General features: G+C 72.3%; 12 protein-coding genes. 7 read left to right on the forward strand and 5 right to left on the reverse strand.

Going from position 1 to position 18,092, the window contains the following annotated elements:
• Positions 1-59: 59 nt before the first annotated feature.
• Positions 60-1,346 carry a peptide ligase PGM1-related protein gene (locus tag ACFCZ1_RS37345; RefSeq protein WP_376682763.1) on the reverse strand — a complete coding sequence of 429 codons (1,287 nt, stop codon included), beginning with the start codon at positions 1,344-1,346 and terminating at the stop codon, positions 60-62.
• A 626-nt stretch (positions 1,347-1,972) separates the two neighbouring features.
• Here ACFCZ1_RS37345 and ACFCZ1_RS37350 point away from each other — a divergent pair.
• A complete protein-coding gene (locus tag ACFCZ1_RS37350; protein ID WP_376682764.1) occupies positions 1,973-2,617 on the forward strand; it encodes a dihydrofolate reductase family protein in 645 nt (214 codons plus the stop codon).
• A gap of 544 nt (positions 2,618-3,161) precedes the next feature.
• Here the strand turns inward: ACFCZ1_RS37350 and ACFCZ1_RS37355 are convergent.
• Positions 3,162-4,013, reverse strand: coding sequence for a class I SAM-dependent methyltransferase (locus ACFCZ1_RS37355; protein WP_376682765.1), 852 nt, complete (start codon positions 4,011-4,013; stop codon positions 3,162-3,164).
• A gap of 118 nt (positions 4,014-4,131) precedes the next feature.
• On the opposite strand from ACFCZ1_RS37355, the gene ACFCZ1_RS37360 reads away from it, so the two are divergent.
• Positions 4,132-4,716: a TetR/AcrR family transcriptional regulator gene (locus tag ACFCZ1_RS37360; RefSeq protein ID WP_376682766.1), complete on the forward strand. Its 585-nt coding sequence runs from the start codon at positions 4,132-4,134 to the stop codon at positions 4,714-4,716.
• A gap of 297 nt (positions 4,717-5,013) precedes the next feature.
• Here the strand turns inward: ACFCZ1_RS37360 and ACFCZ1_RS37365 are convergent, their stop codons facing one another.
• On the reverse strand, positions 5,014-6,546 hold the full coding sequence (locus ACFCZ1_RS37365; RefSeq protein WP_376682767.1) for a carboxylesterase/lipase family protein: 1,533 nt from the start codon (positions 6,544-6,546) through the stop codon (positions 5,014-5,016).
• Between the two features lie 348 nt (positions 6,547-6,894).
• On the opposite strand from ACFCZ1_RS37365, the gene ACFCZ1_RS37370 reads away from it, so the two are divergent.
• Entirely contained in the window at positions 6,895-7,806 is a 912-nt protein-coding gene (locus ACFCZ1_RS37370) for a MerR family transcriptional regulator (protein ID WP_376682768.1), read from the forward strand.
• A 43-nt stretch (positions 7,807-7,849) separates the two neighbouring features.
• On the opposite strand, the gene ACFCZ1_RS37375 is transcribed toward ACFCZ1_RS37370, so the two are convergent.
• Entirely contained in the window at positions 7,850-8,785 is a 936-nt protein-coding gene (locus ACFCZ1_RS37375) for a LysR family transcriptional regulator (protein ID WP_376682769.1), read from the reverse strand.
• A 139-nt stretch (positions 8,786-8,924) separates the two neighbouring features.
• Between ACFCZ1_RS37375 and ACFCZ1_RS37380 the strand changes: the two genes are divergently transcribed.
• The 4 genes from ACFCZ1_RS37380 (at position 8,925) to ACFCZ1_RS37395 (ending at position 16,621) form a co-directional block, all read left to right on the forward strand.
• Positions 8,925-10,172 carry an MFS transporter gene (locus ACFCZ1_RS37380; protein WP_376682770.1) on the forward strand — a complete coding sequence of 416 codons (1,248 nt, stop codon included), beginning with the start codon at positions 8,925-8,927 and terminating at the stop codon, positions 10,170-10,172.
• Between the two features lie 429 nt (positions 10,173-10,601).
• Positions 10,602-11,285: a hypothetical protein gene (locus tag ACFCZ1_RS37385; RefSeq protein ID WP_376682771.1), complete on the forward strand. Its 684-nt coding sequence runs from the start codon at positions 10,602-10,604 to the stop codon at positions 11,283-11,285.
• 219 nt (positions 11,286-11,504) lie between these two features.
• Positions 11,505-15,479: an AAA domain-containing protein gene (locus ACFCZ1_RS37390; protein WP_376682772.1), complete on the forward strand. Its 3,975-nt coding sequence runs from the start codon at positions 11,505-11,507 to the stop codon at positions 15,477-15,479.
• A gap of 308 nt (positions 15,480-15,787) precedes the next feature.
• On the forward strand, positions 15,788-16,621 hold the full coding sequence (locus ACFCZ1_RS37395) for a PIG-L family deacetylase (RefSeq protein ID WP_376682774.1): 834 nt from the start codon (positions 15,788-15,790) through the stop codon (positions 16,619-16,621).
• Positions 16,622-16,788: 167 nt separating this feature from the next.
• On the opposite strand, the gene ACFCZ1_RS37400 is transcribed toward ACFCZ1_RS37395, so the two are convergent.
• On the reverse strand, positions 16,789-18,092 hold a 1,304-nt coding region (locus tag ACFCZ1_RS37400; protein WP_376682773.1), incomplete at its 5' end, for a hypothetical protein.

Genomic DNA, 18,092 nt, shown 5'->3' on the forward strand with positions numbered 1-18,092 from the left:
GGGGGGGGGGGGGGGGGGGCGGGGCCCCCGCCCCCCGCACGGCGAGAGTCATCACGACGTCAGGGCAGGCCGCCCTCGAATTCGAGGACCTCGGCCAACGCGGCTTCCTGCTCCTCCACATCTCCGGGGCTTCCGGCGATCACCGCGTACCGCCAGGAGCGGCCGTCGGGAGGCGCGTCCGCGTAGAGGACCACGCCCTCGCCGCGCGCCGGGTCGAACGCGAGGCGGGTTTCGCGTAGCCGGGCAAGGGCTCCTTCGAAATCCAGGGGGTGCCGCGTCCAGCCCTTCGCCACCGCCCACGCCGGGTGTGCGCCGACCGCATGCGCGGTCAGCCGCGTGACCATGGTGTGCGGTGTGGTGGTGGCCGTACGACGGATGTTGCTCTCACTCGCGTACGCCACGCCCTCCGCGTCGACCAGCGCGTCGAGCCCGAACGGCCCGGCGTAGCCGTGGTCGGCCAAGTGGCGGCCCAGGGCCGCCCCCCACTCCTCCAGCTCGTCGGCCACGTGCGCGCAGGACGGCGGCAGCGGGGAGACGTATCCGGTGAAGGAGCCCTGAGCCGTACGCATCGCACCGCTGAAAAGAGCGCGTGTCCCGGAGGCGGTGACCTCGAGCTGAATACTGACCGACTCGGCCACGTCGAGGCGCTCCTCCACCACCCACGTCCCCTCGGGTCCCCCGACCGTGTCGAGCACCAGGACCGCCCCGCCCTTCAGGTCGTCGCGGGAAACGAAGCGCATCCCGTGACCTCCTGCCGAGCGGTCGGGCTTCACCACGACACGCTCGTGGTCCAGCAGGAGCTCCCGGGCCAGCCGTTCTGCCGCGGGACGCCGGCACACCCGCCCCGCCGGCAGCCGCATGCCCAGACGTTCGGCCGTCTCGCGGAACCCGGCCTTGGTGTTGAGCAGCATGGTCATCTTCAGCGCGGCTTCGGCAGCCTCGATCGTGGGATAGGGATGGACCGTGAGGCCGAGGTCGCGGGCGAAGGCGATGGCCGAGGAGTCCAGTGCCGTCGGCAGCAGGGCCGCGCCCCGGCCGGCGGCGAGAGATCGGACGTGCTCGGTGAGCCCGGCGTCGCGCACCGCCCGTGCCAGCGGGACCGCGCCGGCAGGGGGTACCTCGACGACCGCCACCGTTTCCCGGGGCACCCCCGTCAGGCCGTACACGTACCGCAAGAACTCCCGGCTCAGGGGCACGGGGGTGACCAGCACGTCTCCGGGCCGCAGCAGCCACGCCTTCCGCGGTGCCTGCTGCGCCCACTGCGTCAGGATCTGCCCCTCGTTGAGATCCACCGCCAAGTCGGAGAGGAAGTTCGCGAACACAACGAACGGGCCCGTCTCACTCACCGCTGCTCCTTCGGTCGCCTGTCGCACGCCGTCCGGCCCAGGCCAGGACCTCCCGCCGGGCGCCTGCCCCACACGGGCGACGACACGCACGGGCGACGACACGCACGGAACTCGGAACCGCAATACACGGCGCCACGCGGACAGGAGTCGGCCTTCATGACGACCGAGCCTGAACGCGGCTCGGCCCATTCGACCGGTGCGCGAGGCCGGCTTGGCCGTCGATCCCTCCTTAGGCGTACATCGCGGGGCCATGCGGCGGGAGCCATCCGGGATCGAGGGGGCAGGGTCTGCCGACTGGACAGGACATCGCACTCGGGGTCCCCGCACCGTGCGCCGCGATGGCAGCGGGCGGCTTCCCCCTCTCGGGCCGACCGGGGCAAGCCCGAGCGGCCGCCGTCGAGCTACCGCCGCGCCCACGGCGTCATCTGCTTCCATGGCTGCCACCACTCCATGGGCGGCGACCCCCTGGGGGGCGTCGACCGCCGCAGCAGCCACCTACCCGCCGCTCCGCAGAGCTCACAGGCAAGGACAGTACGCAGCCGGTTTCAAACCTGCTCCGGACGCAGCGATGAGTTCTTCCGGCCCGGAGAGTCTCACCACCGTCATCGACAGCACAGGAGGAATACGTGCCTCAACTACTGCGGGTCCAGAACTTCACCGTCTCGAGTGACGGAATCGGCGCCGGTGAGGAGCAGACCCTTGAGCATCCGTTCGGCCACGTCGATCCCGGGCGGCTGTTCGCCTGGGCCGGTGCCACGGCGAGCTGGCCCATGCGCACCGATCCCGGGGGGAGCCGGGGCCTCGACGACTACTTCACGCGGGACTTCGCACGCAACATCGGCGCCGAGATCATGGGCCGCAACAAGTTCGGTCCCCAACGCGGGCCCTGGAACGACCACGAGTGGCGCGGCTGGTGGGGTGACGAGCCCCCGTTCCACACCCCGGTGTTCGTCCTGACCCACCACGAGCGTCCTTCGTTCACGCTCTCCGACACCACGTTCCACTTCGTCTGCGGCGACCCGGCCACGGTCCTCGAGCAGGCACGGAAGGCGGCGCAGGGCAAGGACGTCCGACTCGGCGGAGGGGTCACCACCATCCGGCAGTTCCTTGACGCCGACCTCGTCGACACCATGCACGTGGCGGTCTCGCCGGTGAAGCTCGGGTCCGGACTACGGCTCTGGGAGTCCCCCGACGAGTTGCTCGACCGGTTCCACCTCGAGGTCGTGCCCAGCCCGAGCGGCATGACGCACCACCTGTTCTGGCGAAGGTGACACGAGGTCCGCTCGGGGATGTCAGCACCACGCCGATGCGGGCGTATCAGTGAATGATCGTGAGATTGCGGGCGAGTTACCGATACGGGTCACTGCACCGGTAGGGGCCGCGTCACCGGTACGGGCCGCGTCACCGGTACGGGCCGCGTCACCGGTACGGGCCGCGGTACTCGCCCGCATCCACCGAACAGCCGTATGCACAGACCACCTGGGCCGCGTGGGGCGAGTGGGGAAACGTTGCGGCGTCCGCCCTCGCGCGCGACGGCGAGCGCGGCGACCCACCCACTCGGCCCCGGCAGGTGACAGGTCCGAGTGCGGCAGCACCGGGGACCAGCGAGGTTGCTGCGCGGATCGGTTGAGAGGTCGCGCCGCTTCCTCCACGGCGCGGGCGCCTCGTGCGTTGCGTACCCTGCCGCCGTCACCCCACCAGCGGCCGGTCGTGCCAGGAGCCGCGACTGCGGAAAGGCCGCATCTTCGCGAGAGGCAGGGGGACCCGGGCGCCGGCGACGGTCCTGCCGGCATGCGTACGTACGTGTGGCGGCGGTCAGGCGGGCGGGGCGGTAGCGGTCAGCAGCCAGCCCGTGCCGCGCAGGCGCAGGGCGCCGTCGGCCTCGTGGGGGCGCAGGACCTCGGTCAGGCGGGCTGTGGCCCGCTCGCCGACCCCGGGGCCGGCCTGGGCGACGAGGTGGCGGCCGGGCCCGGAATCCAGCAGGAACTCCGCCGCGTCCGCCGCGTCGCGCCCCCAGGTTCCGTACGCCGTCACGTGCGTGGCGCGGACGTCGCGGAAGCCCGCCCCGCTCAGCAGCGCGGCCGCTGCGCCGGGCGCCGCGAGCGAGAACATGCCCGGCCCGCCGGGCTTGCCGAAGCCCTCCATCGGAAGGAGATCTCCGAGCGCGGCCATTGCGGTCAGCCACTCGTTGCCTTCGGGCTCGGCGGCACAGAGCAGGGCCGCGCGGCCGCCGGGGCGCAGCGCGGTGGCGATGTTCGCGAACGCTGCGGCGGGGTCGGTGAAGAACATGATTCCGAAGCGGCTGATGGCGAGGTCGAAGGTGCCGGGGGTGAGCCGGTGGACCTGGGCGTCGCCGTGTTCGAAGCGGACGTTGACCAGGCCTTCGCTTTCGGCGCTCGCCCTGGCGCGTTCGAGCATGGGTCCGGAGAGGTCGAGGCCCAGGGCACGGCCTGCCGGAGCGACCGCGCGGGCGGCCTGCCGGGTCGTGGATCCGGCTCCGCAGCCGATGTCGAGGACGTGCTCGCCCGGGGCGATGGCCGCGGCCTCGAAGAGGGGCTGGTCGAATCCGGCGTTGACGGCGTCCCAGCGGCTTTGGTGGGCGGCCCAGTGGGTGCCCTCGTATCCGTTCCAGGACTCCGCCTGGTCGGTGTTCGCGATGCCGTGCATGGATGGAACCTCCTGCGAGAGGGGATGCGAGGCCAGCGGCCCGCACCCTAGAATGGGCGCATGCCCAAACAGTATGGGCGCTCGCCCATACTGACAATCCCCCTTCTGGGAGGTCTTGGTGTCACCACGTGGAGTGGCCATCCCCGATCTGCGCGAGCGGCTCTTCGACGCGGCGGAGCGCGTCCTGGCCCGGGACGGAGCCGCTGCCCTGACCAGCAGGGCCATCACCGCCGAGGCGGACTGCGCCAAGGGGGTGCTGCACACCCACTTCGCCGGGCTGGACGAGTTCGTGGCAGAGCTGGTGCTGGACCGCTTCACCCGCTCGGCCACGCTGGCGGCGACACTCCCCGACAGGGCGGGCGACGACTCGGTGGCAGGCAACCTGGTGGAGCTGTCCGCGGCAGTCCTGTCCCTGGACCCCGGGGTCGTCGGCCTTGCGGTGACCCGGCCTGCGGCGGCCCAGCGGGTTCGCGAGGCCTGGGCCGAAGGCGCCCCCGGCTTCGATGCGATCCAGGGCTCGATCGAGGCCTACCTCGACGCCGAGCAGCGCCTGGGGCGCCTCGGCCCCGGTACGGACACGGGTGCGGTCGCCCTGGCCATGGTGGGCACGTTGCACCACCTGCTGATGACGAGCCGCCCCGACAGCCCTCCCCCGCAGGACCAAGTCGAGCGACTGGTCCACGCCCTGACGACCCCGTCCTGAGCGGGTGGCCCGGCCCGAGGAGGTGTGCCCCCACCGGCGCAGGAAGGGCGAAGCGGCCGCGCCCGCATCGACTGCCCGCTCGGTGGGGCCGGTCGGCAACCGTGAGGAGCCGCCCGCCCGCCCGGCCGGCCGGGCAGCCAGGTTCTCGGGCAGCCAGGCCCTCGGCCAGTCGGGCCGTGTCGGCCCCGGCGTCGGCCCCGGCGTCGGCGTCGGCGTCGGCGTCGGCGTCGGCGTCGGCGTCGGCGTCGGTGATCAGCTTCCGCACCGGGGTCGCCCTGGCCCCGTACCCGCGGAGGCTCACTGGGGCAGGCGGTCCCAGAACGAGCACTGGTGTGCGGAATCGGCGTCGACGGGGTGGATTCCGCCCGGACCGGGAGCCAGCGACAGCACCGACTGCGCGAGAGGTGACGAAGGGCGCAGGACGGGCCAGATCGGGGCGTCGGGGGTGTTCGGGTCGCCGGTGCGCGCGAAGTTCGTCCAGTAGTCGACCATCCGGTCGGACAGGGCGCGCTGGGCGTCGGTCAGCGGTCGCTCGGTGGGGAAGGAGGAGAACAGGAACGGCATCTCGAAGCCGTGCGCCGCACCGTAGGGGAAGCCCGGGTTCGCCGGCAGACCGGCGAGGACGGGAGCGGCCGGATCGCTGAACTCGTAGCCGTAGAGGGGGAGGCCGGGGGCATGGGCGGCGACAGCGCGGCCGGCTGCCAGTGTGGTGCACGTCAGGGATCGATCGGTCAGCACCGCAGCCCAGGCCAGTGCGGGCGTGGCGTGGTGCGCTGCCGGATACCGCGCCTCGACGGCCGGGGCGGCGGCAGGCCCGAAGGCATCCGCCAGACGGGCGCGATAGTCGTCCTCGGTGCGGATCGGGAACGCGGCGAGCGACAGGCCGACGAACATCCGCATCTCATCCTGGTTGGTGCCCTGCATGACCGGCACGCGGTGGAAGCGTCCCGACGCCCATGCCTGGGCCGGCGCCACGGGCAGCAGCGAATTGCCGAAGGCGGGCCGGTTGAAGGACTGCATCAGCTGCGCGGTGGCGAGGCGATCCGTGCTCTGCCCGCGCAGGCACGCCACGACCTCGTCTCCGCCGCCCGCTGTGCAGCCCAGTTGCCGGGCGGCTTCCGCACCGGCCGTGTCGACGTCTCGCTGTGCGGCGAACGGCTCGTACGCCGGTGTCCCGGGTCCGAGTGCACCGCGCGGGAAGGACATGAGGCAGGAACCGCTCTGGAGCACGGCCCGCTGGAACAGTCCGGCGGCCGTCGGCGAAGTGAGGTGTGCACAGATGCTGAGGGCGCCTGCGGACTCACCGAACAGCGTGACACTGCCCGGGTCACCGCCGAAGCGCTCCGCGTTCGCCCGTACCCAGCGCAGGGCGGCCTGCTGGTCCGCCAGGCCGAACGGTGGGGCGGAGCCCAACCCGGGGTGGCCGAAGTAGCCGAAGATCCCCAACCGGTAGTTGACCGTGACGACGACCGTGTCACCCCGGACCGCCAGTTGTTCGGCGCTGTAGTCGCTGCCGGAACCGCCCAGGAACGCACCGCCGTGCATCCACACGAGCACGGGCCGCTTGTGCCCGGCCGGTTTCGGCGCCGGCGTCGTGACGTTGAGGTACAGGCAGTCCTCCGACCCGAGGACCGCGCCCGCGGCCGGTGTCGGCATCTGGACACAGCGTGGGGCCGGCGTCGTCGCGTCGCGGACACCACGCCAGGTGGCGGCGGGCACCGGGGCGTGCCAGCGCAGTGGTCCGGTCGGCGGCGCAGCGTAGGGAATGCCGTCGAAGGTGGTGTACGAGCCGTGTGACACGCCGCGTATCAGGCCGTGGTCGGTCCGCACGACGGTCCCGCTCCGGCTCGCGGAGTGTGAGGAACCGGGTTGTGCGCCGGTCGCCGGTACGGCGGTGGCTGCGAGTAGTGCCGCCGCGCAGAGCAAGGGGAAGAGCACCGCACGGAGCCCGTCTCTTCTTCCTGGACGCGGTGCTGTCATGGTCGGGGACATACGTACCCACCGTTCTTGGCCGGACGGGATCGGACGTGATCGGACGTGATCGGACGGAACCACACGCGGCCGCACGAGGCCGGTCAGGCCGGAACTCGGCCTGGGCGGTGGGAACGGTGCGGACCGAGCGACGCGGTCAGTGCTCAGTACGCTAAGACCTCCCGTGCACTGGAGGTTCAAGAGGCTGTGACGCAAGACACGTGGAGCATCGGTGAGCTCGCGGCCGGAACGGGGGTCCCGGTGAAGACCCTCCGCTACTACTCCGACAGCGGTCTGCTGCCCGTGGTCGGCCGTAGCACCGGTGGCCATCGGCGCTACGGTCCTGAGGCGTGGGAGCGGATACGTCTCATCAGACGCCTACGGGCGCTGGACACTCCGATCGCGACCATCACCCAGGTCGTCACCGGTGAGTGCTCCTTCGGCGAACTGGTGACGAACGAGCTCGAAGCGGTGGAGGAACGACTGACCGAACTGCGGTGGCGCCACGCCACGCTCAAGTCCCTGGACGACTGCCCGAGCGGGGAACGGCTCCGACGCCTGGAGATCCTCTCCCGTGTACAGCGGCTCCCGCAGGCGCGTCGCGCCCTCACTGATCACTGGTACCGGGAACTGTCCGCGGCCCTGCCCAAGCGCCGGCTCGACATCATGATCGCCATGCTGTCCCCCGACCCGCCGCAGGACCCCGATCCCGTTACGGTGCTGGCCTACGCCGAGCTTCATCTGCTCATCTCCACGCCCGGTTTCACCCGCTGGACCCAGGACCACGACCAAGAGATGAGGGACGCCCCGGCCTTCTACGGGGAGATCGACGATGCTGCCGTTCTGACGGCCGCCGCTCTGGCACAGGGACTGCCTCCCAGCGCCGGGGATGCGGTGAACGCCTTCGTATCCGCCCACGCACGAGCCCGGCGCGAGTCGGACACCCCCGCCTTCCGCGCATACCTGCACGGGCTGGTGTCGAGGTCATCCGGCTTCGACCCCCGCCTGGAACGCTATTGGTCCCTGGTCGGCACCGTCACCGGCGGACGCGTGCTGAACATGACGGTGGCTCATAGATGGCTGACCGACGGACTGTCGATCTCGATGGCCGACAGTTGACCGCCCGCGCCGGGCAGGGCCGGCCGCGCGGGCGGGGAGCCGTTCAGCGCGGGATCACCCAGCCCGGCGCCCAGGTCCCGGCGGCGTCCTGGCCGGCCGTCGTGGCGGCGAGGTGGGTGCGGAGGGTGGCCAGCGCCGGGTGGGGGTTGTCGCGGTGCCACAGGAGGGAGTGCGGGTAGACGGGCGTCGGGTCGGTCACCGGGATGCGGCGCAGGCCGTGGTCGGCAGGCCAGATGAGGCGGGTGTGCTCGCCCATGAAGGTGGCCAGGGCCGGGGTGTCGGAGATGGTGTCGAGGAGCGCGTCGGAACCGAAGTTGGGCCCGGTCACCTCGATGGTGAGACCGAACTCGGCGACGAGGTCGTCGTAGTAGGCGCCCCACTCGGTACCGGGGGCGATGCCGGGCATCCAGATCCGGTGCCCGGCGAGCTGGGCGACGGTCACCGACCGGGCACCCGCCAGCGTGTGGGCGGGGCCGGTGAGGAGCTGGAGCGGCTCGTCGAGCACCCGGACGGACTCGATGTCGTCGGGAAGGGGCCGGCCGGGCGCGGCGACGGCGCGGAAGGAGGCGTCGATCGCACCGGAGCGAATGGCGGTGACGGCCGTCTCGATGTCGAACAGCATCATCACGTCGAGCTCGATCTCGGGGTGCGCGCGGTGGAAACCGCGCATCAGACCCGACCCCGCGCCGCGCGAGTTGATCACGTCGACGCGCAGCGGACGGCGGCCGGGGCGGACGGACGCGCCCGCACGCTCGGCGACGCGCAGCAGCTCGCTCGCATGGGGCAGGAACGCCTGCCCGTCGATGGTGAGCTCAGCGCCGCGCGGAGCACGGGTGAACAGCCGCACGCCGAGGGTTCGCTCCAGCGTGGCGATGCGTTTGGATACGGCCTGCTGGGTGATCGACAGGTCGGCGGCGGCTTTCTGGAACTGGCCCGCTTCCGCGACGGCGACGAAGGTACGTACTGCTTCGAGATCCACGCCGATCACCTTAGTGAACAACCGATGGTTGTGAATGGCTGGCATGTCGGTTGTTTGACCTGCCGCTATCCCGCCCGCTTAGCTCTCATCGGTCAACGTCGGTTTGTTCGGGTGGGACTTCACCGGGAGCGCGCTGAGCATGGTGGGCAGGAGGCGGTTGGGCCGGCGGTTCGGCTGGCTGTGGGCGGCATACGCGGCGAGCGCGTACGGGTCCGGGCTGGGGTTCGGGGCATTGCCGCTGATCGCCGTACTGGTGTTGCATGCCGGTCCCGCCGAGGTGTCCGCGCTGTCCGCGGTGGGGCCTGCGGTGGGTGCGCTGATCGCGGTGCCGCTCGCGCCGTGGGTGGAGTTCCGGCGCAAGCGCCCGGTCATGATCACGATGGACCTGGCCCGGTTTGCGGCCATGGCGACGATCCCGGTCGCCTACGCCTTCGGCCGGCTCGGTTTCGTCCAGCTGCTCGTGGTCTCGGCCGTGGTCGCCGCAGCCAAGATCGCGTTCAACGCGGCCGGCGGCGCCTACCTCAAGGCCCTCGTCCGACCGGAAGACCTGCTCGTCGCCAACGCGCGGTTCGAGTCGACGAACTGGAGCTCCATCGCGGTCGGGCCACCGCTCGGCGGGGCGGCGATCGGCCTGCTCGGGCCGGTCGCCACCGTGGTGGCCGACGCGCTCAGCTACCTGCTCTCCGCGCTGGGCATCACCGCGATCCGCGGCCAGGAAGAGGCACCGCGAAGGATCGACAAGAGCCCGACCCGCCGGGCGGGCGCACTGCTCGACGGCTGGCGGCACATCACGGGGCACCCCGGTCTGCGGGCGCTCTACCTCAACCAGATGCTCGTCGCCGGTCTGATCATGGCGACCGAGCCGCTGCTGGCCGTACTCCTGCTTCGCCAGCTCGGGTTCCCGCCCTGGCAGTACGGCCTCGCCTTCGCCGCCCCCTGTCTCGGCGGACTCATCGGCTCGCGGCTGGCCCGCCGTGTCGTGGCCCGCTTCGGCCGGCACTGGGTCTTCCGGACCGTCGGCACCCTGCGCGCCGTCTGGCTGATCGGCCTGGCCTTCGTCCGTCCCGGCGTCGTCGGCCTCGTCACCGTGATGGCCGTCGAGCTGGCGATCATCGTCAACATGAGCCTGTACAACCCGGTGCTCGCCACCTACCGGCTCGAACACACCCCCGAGCATCTCGTCGCCCGCACCCTGTCGGCCTGGTCGATCGGCCAGCAGGCGTCCATCGCCGTCCTCACCGCGCTCGCCGGCCTGCTCGCCGACGTCACCAGCCCCCGCACCGCTCTCACGGTCGCGGGACTGCTCGTCCTGACCAGCCCGCTCCTGCTTCCCCGACAGGACCGGACGTCGCAGCACGAGCCGGAACTGTCCCGCAGCCACTCCTGAGGCACCGCAACTCGCCGCTGAAGCCCGCAGGCTGCAGCCGACCGGTCCGCCGGTGCGCGTGAGCCGATCCCGCGTTGATGTGGCGCCGCACGAACGGCGCGAGGCTGGCCGTAGCGGGTGTTGAACAGCAAGGGTGGCAGGCCGCTACCAGGCCTTCACCCACGTCACACCGGCCGCCGACGGTACGAAGGGCATCACCCCCGGCACGGCTCTCTGCGTTCCCGGCTCGTACGCACCCGCTCCGAGGCCGTCGGCCGCAGGGACGGCGGAGGCGGAGGGCTACCGCGTCGCGCTGGCCGGCCCGCCGGGCCCGGCAAGGCGGGCGAGCTCAGGCTCACCGTCAGCAAGGACGGGAATCCCGTCACGAACCTGGAGCCCGTACCTCCGTGCGTACGGCCATCTGGCAACCCTGCCCGTTGAATGCAAGTCATGACCACGAGACCTCTGGATGGCTCACAGACCATTGCCGGACGAGCTTCGCTCCATGAGGTCATGGAGCACCTGCGACGCCGCAGACCGGTCTTCCACTCCGAGGCCGACTTCCAGCACAGTTTCGCGAGGGTGCTGTGGGAGCTGGCGCCGGAGGTGGAGTCCAGGCTCGAGGTCCCCCAGCGGCGACCAGGAAGGACCGAGTACCTGGACTTGCTCTGCGTCGGGCCGAAGGCCCTTACCTGCGTCGAGTTCAAGTACTTCACCCGCCGATGGAAAGGCGTGGCCGGCGTCCCGGCCGGGGCTTACGCGCTGCAAGCGCATGCAGCCACGGACCTCGCCCGCCTGCACTTCGTCCGGGACATAGCCAGACTGGAGCGCTTCTGCACTCAGCCCGAGCAGAACGGCCTTGCTCTCATGCTGACCAATGAACCGGCGTTGTGGACACCGCCGGGTCCCAGCCACCGGCCCACTCGTGATCACGAATTCAGGATCCACACAGGTGCCGAGCTCGCCGGAACGCTGCTTTGGGCGACCGGCACATACGAGCCGAACACGTGCATTCTGGAAGGTACTTACCGCCTCACCTGGGACGCGTACTCCGAGCAGGCCGGATCGGGCGGAGAGTTCCGCTATCTGGCCGTGTTCGTTGGCCCGTCGGCCAACGGGGCCGCGTCTGGCTAGCAGACGACCCTGCGCTGCGCTCCACCGCACCCCGGCGTCTTTCCGCCCCGCCCCGCCCTGCGCCCGCGTCGGCCGAACCAGCCCTGTGGGCGCGGGCGTTCCGGCGCCGGAGGTCCCGCTGACCGGGGGCTCGGTCTGCTGACGGTCCGGTAGATTCGGAGACGCAGCTGATCTTCAGGGGAGCGGCAGGACGCCGCACGTGCGACACGGGGGCAGTGGGTGCGGAGCGGACACGCGCGGGACCGTCGGCGGGAGGCCCTGCTGGAGTGCTGGCGCGCGATCGAGCTGTTCAGTCCGCCGACCATTCCGGCGCTGCCCCGTCGGCGCCCCGCCGCGCGCTCCGGGCCGAGGGACGAGTACGTCATCGACCTGACGCCGGAGCCGGGCCGGGTACCTCCGCTCCTGCCGTGGGCTCCGGACCATCCTGAGACGGGCGCGCGCCGGGCACCGTACGGCTGGATGTGGCGGCATGAGGTCTACTGCGGGGTCTTCGACCTGGAGCTGCTCCGCCAGGCGATGATCGCGGTACTGCCCGCGGGGACCGATCCCGACCCCGGCGTGCCGCAGTCCGAGCTGGTGCTGTCGGGCCAGAGCGCGATGTTCGCTCTGGTCCTGGACGACGAGGGCCGACCGCTCGAGGACACGTCCGTGATCTCCGCGTGCGCCTGGGCGACCGGCCGGCTGTTCGATCCGGGGCCGTCCGCAGCGGGATGGCTGGATGGATTCGAGGAGCTCGACGACGCGTTCGGCGGGGCGATCGACGAGCTCACGGCCACCGCGATCCCTTACGGCCCCACCGCCCCGGCCGCCGGAACGGCGTACGAGCGGTGGCCCGGCTCGGGGAGTGCGGCGGGAGCGTCGGCCGGGGCCGGCGGCGGGAGCTGGCAGCGGCTGCTCGCCGAGATCCTGGGCGGCGCTGCCGTCGGCGCGGTCGGGGCCCTGTTCGGCGAGGTCGCCGGCGCCGCGCTGCAGGGCGCGGCGGAACCCCTGGTCCGCCGTGCCGCGGACTGGGTGGCGGCCCGCCGCCCCGCCGGGGAGCAGGTGGCGTCCGGGCGTCCGGACGGCACCGGGGGCGTTCCCGAGGGTGCGTCGGCCGACGGCCCTGACACGTCGGCGGAGGCGGAGTGCGGGGCCGGCGCCGGTCCCCGTCCGCTCGGGTTCGCCGACCTCGTCGCCCTGACCGCGCAGATCGCCGACCTGTGCGGGGTACGGGACCATCTGCGGCCGCAGGTGGTCCGGGTGCGCAGCAGGCTGGTCCGCCGGCCGCGGGACCCGCGGGCGAAGGTCGCCGCCGCCGCGCCGTTCCTGAACAGTCTGCTCCCACCTGATCTGGCCCGGGTGTCCGCGGCCGTCGGGAAGGGGATCGGCCCGGCGCTGGAGGCGTACCTGACCGAGATCGACGCCGTCGCCGTGGGGGCGCGGACCGATGTGCGCCGGGAGCGCGGGGTAGTCCTGGAAGGGGTGGCTCCGGACCTTGTTCCGGCCGGCCGCTGGCCCGCACCGGCTCGGTTCCCGCTCGCGCTGAGCCAGCAGTTCGCGGTCGACCGCATGCTCGCCGACCGGGCGGGAACCGAGGGCGGGATGTTCTCCGTGAACGGCCCGCCGGGTACGGGCAAGACCACGATGCTGCGCGACCTGGTCGCCGCGCTGGTCGTCGAGCGAGCGGCGGTGCTGGCCGCGTTCGACCGGCCCGGGCAGGCGTTCACCGGTCCGGCGTGGCGGGGCAGGGACCGCCAGGGCAGGCACGCCCGCTTCGTGTCGCGGCTCGACCCGCGGCTGACCGGGTTCGAGATCGTGGTCGCCTCCTCCAACAACGGCGCCGTGGAGAACATCACCGCCGAACTGCCCGGCATCGGTGCGCTCGGCGAGCACTGGCACGGCGGCCCCGACCACTTCTCCGACCTCGCCTCCGCGCTCCTCGGCGGGCCGGCCTGGGGTCTGGTCGCGGCGGTGCTCGGCAACAAGGGCAACCGCAAGGAGTTCGGGGACCGGTTCTGGTGGGGCCGGCTGCCGGAGAAGGAGACCGACGCCCGCAAGGCCGCGGAACTGCCGCCGCTGCGCGGCATGCGGGAGGTCCTGAGCGACTGGATCCCGCCCAAGCCACAGCCCGGTGGCCGCGGTCCCGTCACCCAGGCGGACCAGGCTGCGGCCGCCGGGCCGGCCCGGCCCGTGCCGTCGTGGACCGACGCTGTCGCCGCGTTCCGTACCGCCCAGGCCGAGGTGGAGCGGCTGCGCGCCTGGCGCGCCCGGCTGGCCGGGGCGCTGACGGCCGTCGAGTCCCCGTCGGCCGGGCAGCGGTTCGCGGACCTGGAAGCCGCCGTGTCCCGGGCCGACCAGCAGGTGGCCGCCACCACGGCGGTCCTGGACCGGGCCGCCGCCACCACCGCCACCGCCCGGACCGCCACCGCGGCGGCCGAGGCCGGACACCGGGCGGCCTTCGAGCACGTACCGCGGGCCCGCCAGGAGCTGGCCACCGCCCGCGCGAACCTGTCGGCCGCCCGTGAACTGGCCGCGCACCAACGCGAGTACGTGGCCGCGCTGACCTCCCGCCACGACACGCCCCCAACCGTCGAACGGGGCATGCGCGGCGGGCTGCGCCGCCTGCTGCAGAGCTCCGCCGACCGGCAGGCCGCCGAACGGCAGCACGAGCGCACCCGGGCGGAAATCGCCCGCCTTCTCCTGCAGCAACACGCCGCCCTCGACGATGCCATGGAGCGGCTCGCCGAAGCCGTCCGCGCAGAGTTCCTGGCCGCGGACCTTCACAGCCGGTCCGACACGGCCGTCGGCGAGGCCGCCACCGGCCTCGCTCACGCGGTCGAACGTGAGCGGGCCGCGAGTACCCGGGAGAGCGCGGCCGCTGACGCCGTCCGGCGCGCCCGGCGGGCCGCCGACACCGCCCGCCGCGACCTGCGGGCCGCCGTGGCGGAGCACGACGCCCGCGACCTCGCACTGCGGGAGGCGGCGCGTACCTTGCCCTCCCTGCCGCTCGGCTGGCCGCACCTCGACGAAGCCGACCAGGAACTGGGCTCGCCCTGGTCCGACGAGGCGTGGTCCACCGCGCGCAGCGACCTGTTCCTGCGCGCCCTCGACCTGCACCGCGCCTTCGTCGCCGGGGCCGCGAAGAGGGTCCGCGGCAACCTCCAGGTCCTCATGGAGCTGATGGCCGGCACCAACGGGCACGTCCCCGACGAGGAGGTCGAGCACGCCTGGCAGACCCTCTTCCTCCTGGTGCCCGTCGTCTCGACCACGTTCTCCTCCATCGGCAGCATGTTCGCCCGACTCGGCCGGGAGTCGATCGGCTGGGTCCTCGTCGACGAGGCCGGGCAGGCCACCCCGCAGGCCGCCGTCGGCGCGCTGTGGCGCGCCCGCCGTGCCGTTCTGGTCGGCGATCCGCTCCAGCTCGAACCCGTCGTCACCATGCCCACGGCCCTGCAGCGCCGTCTGCTGCGCGCCTACGGTGTCGGCGAGCAGTGGCTGCCCTCGGCCACCTCGGCCCAGGCCGTCGCCGACCGGACCAACCGCTACGGCACCTACCTGCCGGCCCCGGACGCCGACGACGATCCCGTCTGGGTGGGCTCGCCGCTGCGCGTGCACCGCCGCTGCGAAGAGCCGATGTTCACGGTCAGCAACGAGGTCGCGTACGGCGGCCTCATGGTGCACGGCACCGAACACAAGGCGTTCCCCGATGCGGAACGGGACAGCCTGTTGCCCAGCCGCTGGCTCAACACCGATGACGCGACCCGCCCGTCCGACGCCCCGTGGGGCGAGCGTGACCGCCGAGCCTTCGAGTTCGTCCTCGACGTCTTGCACCGGTACGGCGTCGGCGTCGAGCGCGTGCGCGTCATCGCCCCCTTCCGGGCCCTCGTCGCCGAATGCCAGAAGGTCTGCCGCGGCCGTGAAGGCTGGACGTCCGAACTGATCGAGGAGCGCTGCGCCACCGTCCACCGGGCCCAGGGCAAGGAAGCCGACGTCGTCGTCCTCGTGCTCGGTGGCGGCCGGCCCGGCGCCCGCGAGTGGGCGGCCCGCACCCCGCACCTTCTCAACGTCGCCGCGAGCCGAGCCAAACGCCGCCTCTACGTCATCGGCGAGCGCGGCCTGTGGGCCCCGCTCCCGCACTTCGACATCCTCGCCTCCGAGCTGACGGAGTTCCACCACCTCCGCGACCGCGCCACCTGGCCGCCGGACAGCGGCTGACCGCCGACTGCACCGTCTACACCCCCCGGAGGGACGTCGTGTCCGACGTGGCGCTGAGACGTGCAGGTCGCGCCTGTACCTCGTTCGCGTTGAAACGCCGGCCTCTGGAACGTCAATCGGCCGCGACGGGAACACCCGGTCCGGCCGGCACTGTTGCATCACCGAGGGACCGGCGCCGCACCGGCGGGGAACACGGAGACGACAAGGTCGTCCGCCCCCACGGGAACCGGGCCCCGCCATTGCTGTACGCCCGCCGCGCCGCCGCCGCGCACTCGGGCCAAGACGTATTTCTGCAGGAGGAAATCTTCATGACCGACCGACCTTTGACGCTCATGGCAGTGCACGCCCACCCCGACGACGAGGCCACCGGAACCGGAGGGGTCCTCGCGCGGTACGCGGCGGAGGGCATCCGCACGGTTCTCGTGACGTGTACTGACGGCGGTTGCGGTGACGGACCGGGGGGTGTCAAGCCAGGCGATCCCGGGCACGACCCGGCCGCCGTCGCCTTGATGCGCCGTCAAGAACTCGAGGCGAGCTGTGACGTCCTGAAGGTCAGCGATCTGGAGATGCTGGACTATGCCGACTCCGGGATGATGGGCTGGCCGAGCAACGACGCCCCCGGATCCTTCTGGCAGACCCCCGTGGAGGAAGGCGCCGCCCGACTCGCGGAACTCATGCGGCACTACCGACCCGATGTGGTCGTCACCTACGACGAGAACGGCTTCTACGGCCACCCCGACCATATCCAGGCCCACCGCATCACGATGGCGGCGCTGGAGATGACCGCGCTGGCACCGAAGGTGTACTGGACGACGATGCCCCGCTCGGGGATGCAGCGGTTCATGGAGATCATGCGTGAGTTTCATGAGGACATGCCGGAGCCGGATCCTGCCGAGGCCGCCGCGCTGGCCGAGATCGGCCTCCCCGACGATGAGATCAGCACGTGGGTGGACACCACCGCGTTCAGCGGTCAGAAGTTCGACGCGTTGGCCGCGCACGCCAGTCAGGGCGAGAACATCTTCTTCCTCAGGATGGGCAAGGAGAGGTTCGGCCAGTTGATGGGCACGGAGACCTTCGTACGTGTCAATGACGCCACCGGCGCGGCCGTACCCGAGAACGATCTCTTCGCCGGACTGCGCTGATCCGCCCGTCCGACCCGCCGCAGAGCGGGCGGTGTGGTCCGAGAACCCCGTCCTGGGCGTCGAACCCCCGCAGTACGACCCCGGCCCCGGGCCGGAGGCCGGGCTCGGGGCCCCCGCCGTGCCCGTTCGGGGCGGGGCGGGGCGGGGTGCGCCGCTGTTGACCGATGTCAGTTGCCCTTGCAGTCGACCTTCATCTGGGCGGCGGCCACGTGACGGTTCTCGTTGCCGCTGCCCCAGTCGATGCCGCGGTTGTCCACCGAGACCGTGATCTCGGGGGACGAGATGGCGAAGGAGCCGCCCTTGACCCACCTGCCCGTGTTCGATGCCTGGTCGATCGAGAAGTCGCCGAGCCTGCCGTTCGCGCCGCGGACCGTGTAGCGGGCAGGGTTCCCGCCGACCATGGTCTTGTCCCCGGAGGACGGGATGTACGTGTAGACGGTGCAACTCCCCGACTTCACCGCGCCGGTGGAGAACTCCCACTTCGCGTAGATGCCGCTGTCCGCCTTGGTTGAGGAACCGCTCATGGGCATGGCGAGGAAGTCACCGTCACAACCATCGCTCTTCCAGCCGCTGGTGCCGTAGCGCCAGCCCTTGACGCCGTCCTTGAACTGCTCGCTGACGCTGAATCCGCCGCTGCCACAACCGGGGCCGACCAGCTTGCTGAAGACGGGGACGCTGGCGACCGGGGCCGGATTCGCGGGGGCGACGGGGGCGACGGGCTTGGTGCCCGGGCCGGTGCCGGTACCAGTGCCGGCGCCGGCGGGATTGGAGGTGCCGGCGTTGCCGCCTGGCTGCCCGGGGGCGTCCTGCGGGGACTGCTGGCCGACGTTGCCGTGGCCCGCAGGCGCGTTGCCTTCCGGCGCGCCGTTCGGCGGGGCGCCGAAGGGCAGGGTACCCGCGCCCGCATCCGTCGACGGCGCCCCTGCCTGCGTACCGGGGCCGGCGCCCGGATCCTGGCCGGGCGAGGACTGTGTACCGGGCACCAGGCCCGGCAGCGTGCCGTCCGGGCCGATGGGACTGCCGTCGGCCCGGACGGTGGCGGCCTTGGCGGGACCGTCGTCGGATCCGGATATGAGGAACGGTACGGCGATCAGCAGGAGACCGGTCACCGCTGCCGCCGCCAGCATGGGCTTGCCCGGGCGGCCGGGCACCGACGCCAGCAGACCGCGGGGCCCGGAACCGGAACCGCCCGCACTCGCCGCGGTGGTGGCGACCGCTTCGGACGCGACGGCTACGGCGGCGACGGCTTCGGTCTCTGCCGCGGGTGTCGTCCCGGTCGCGGGGGTCGCCGTGGCCTCGGTGGAGGTGGCGGTCCCGGTCCCGGTGGCGGTCTCGGTCCCGGTCCCGGTTCCGGTGGCGGTCCCGATGGCGGTCTCGGTGGCGGCTTCCGGCGCGGCCGTGGTCGGCGGCTCCGCCTCGGGCGCCGCCACCCCCGCGGCGGAGGTCGGTGCAGTCGTGACCGGTGCCGCGA

This window comes from Streptomyces sp. NPDC056224, from assembly GCF_042267665.1.
GTDB lineage: Bacteria > Actinomycetota > Actinomycetes > Streptomycetales > Streptomycetaceae > Streptomyces.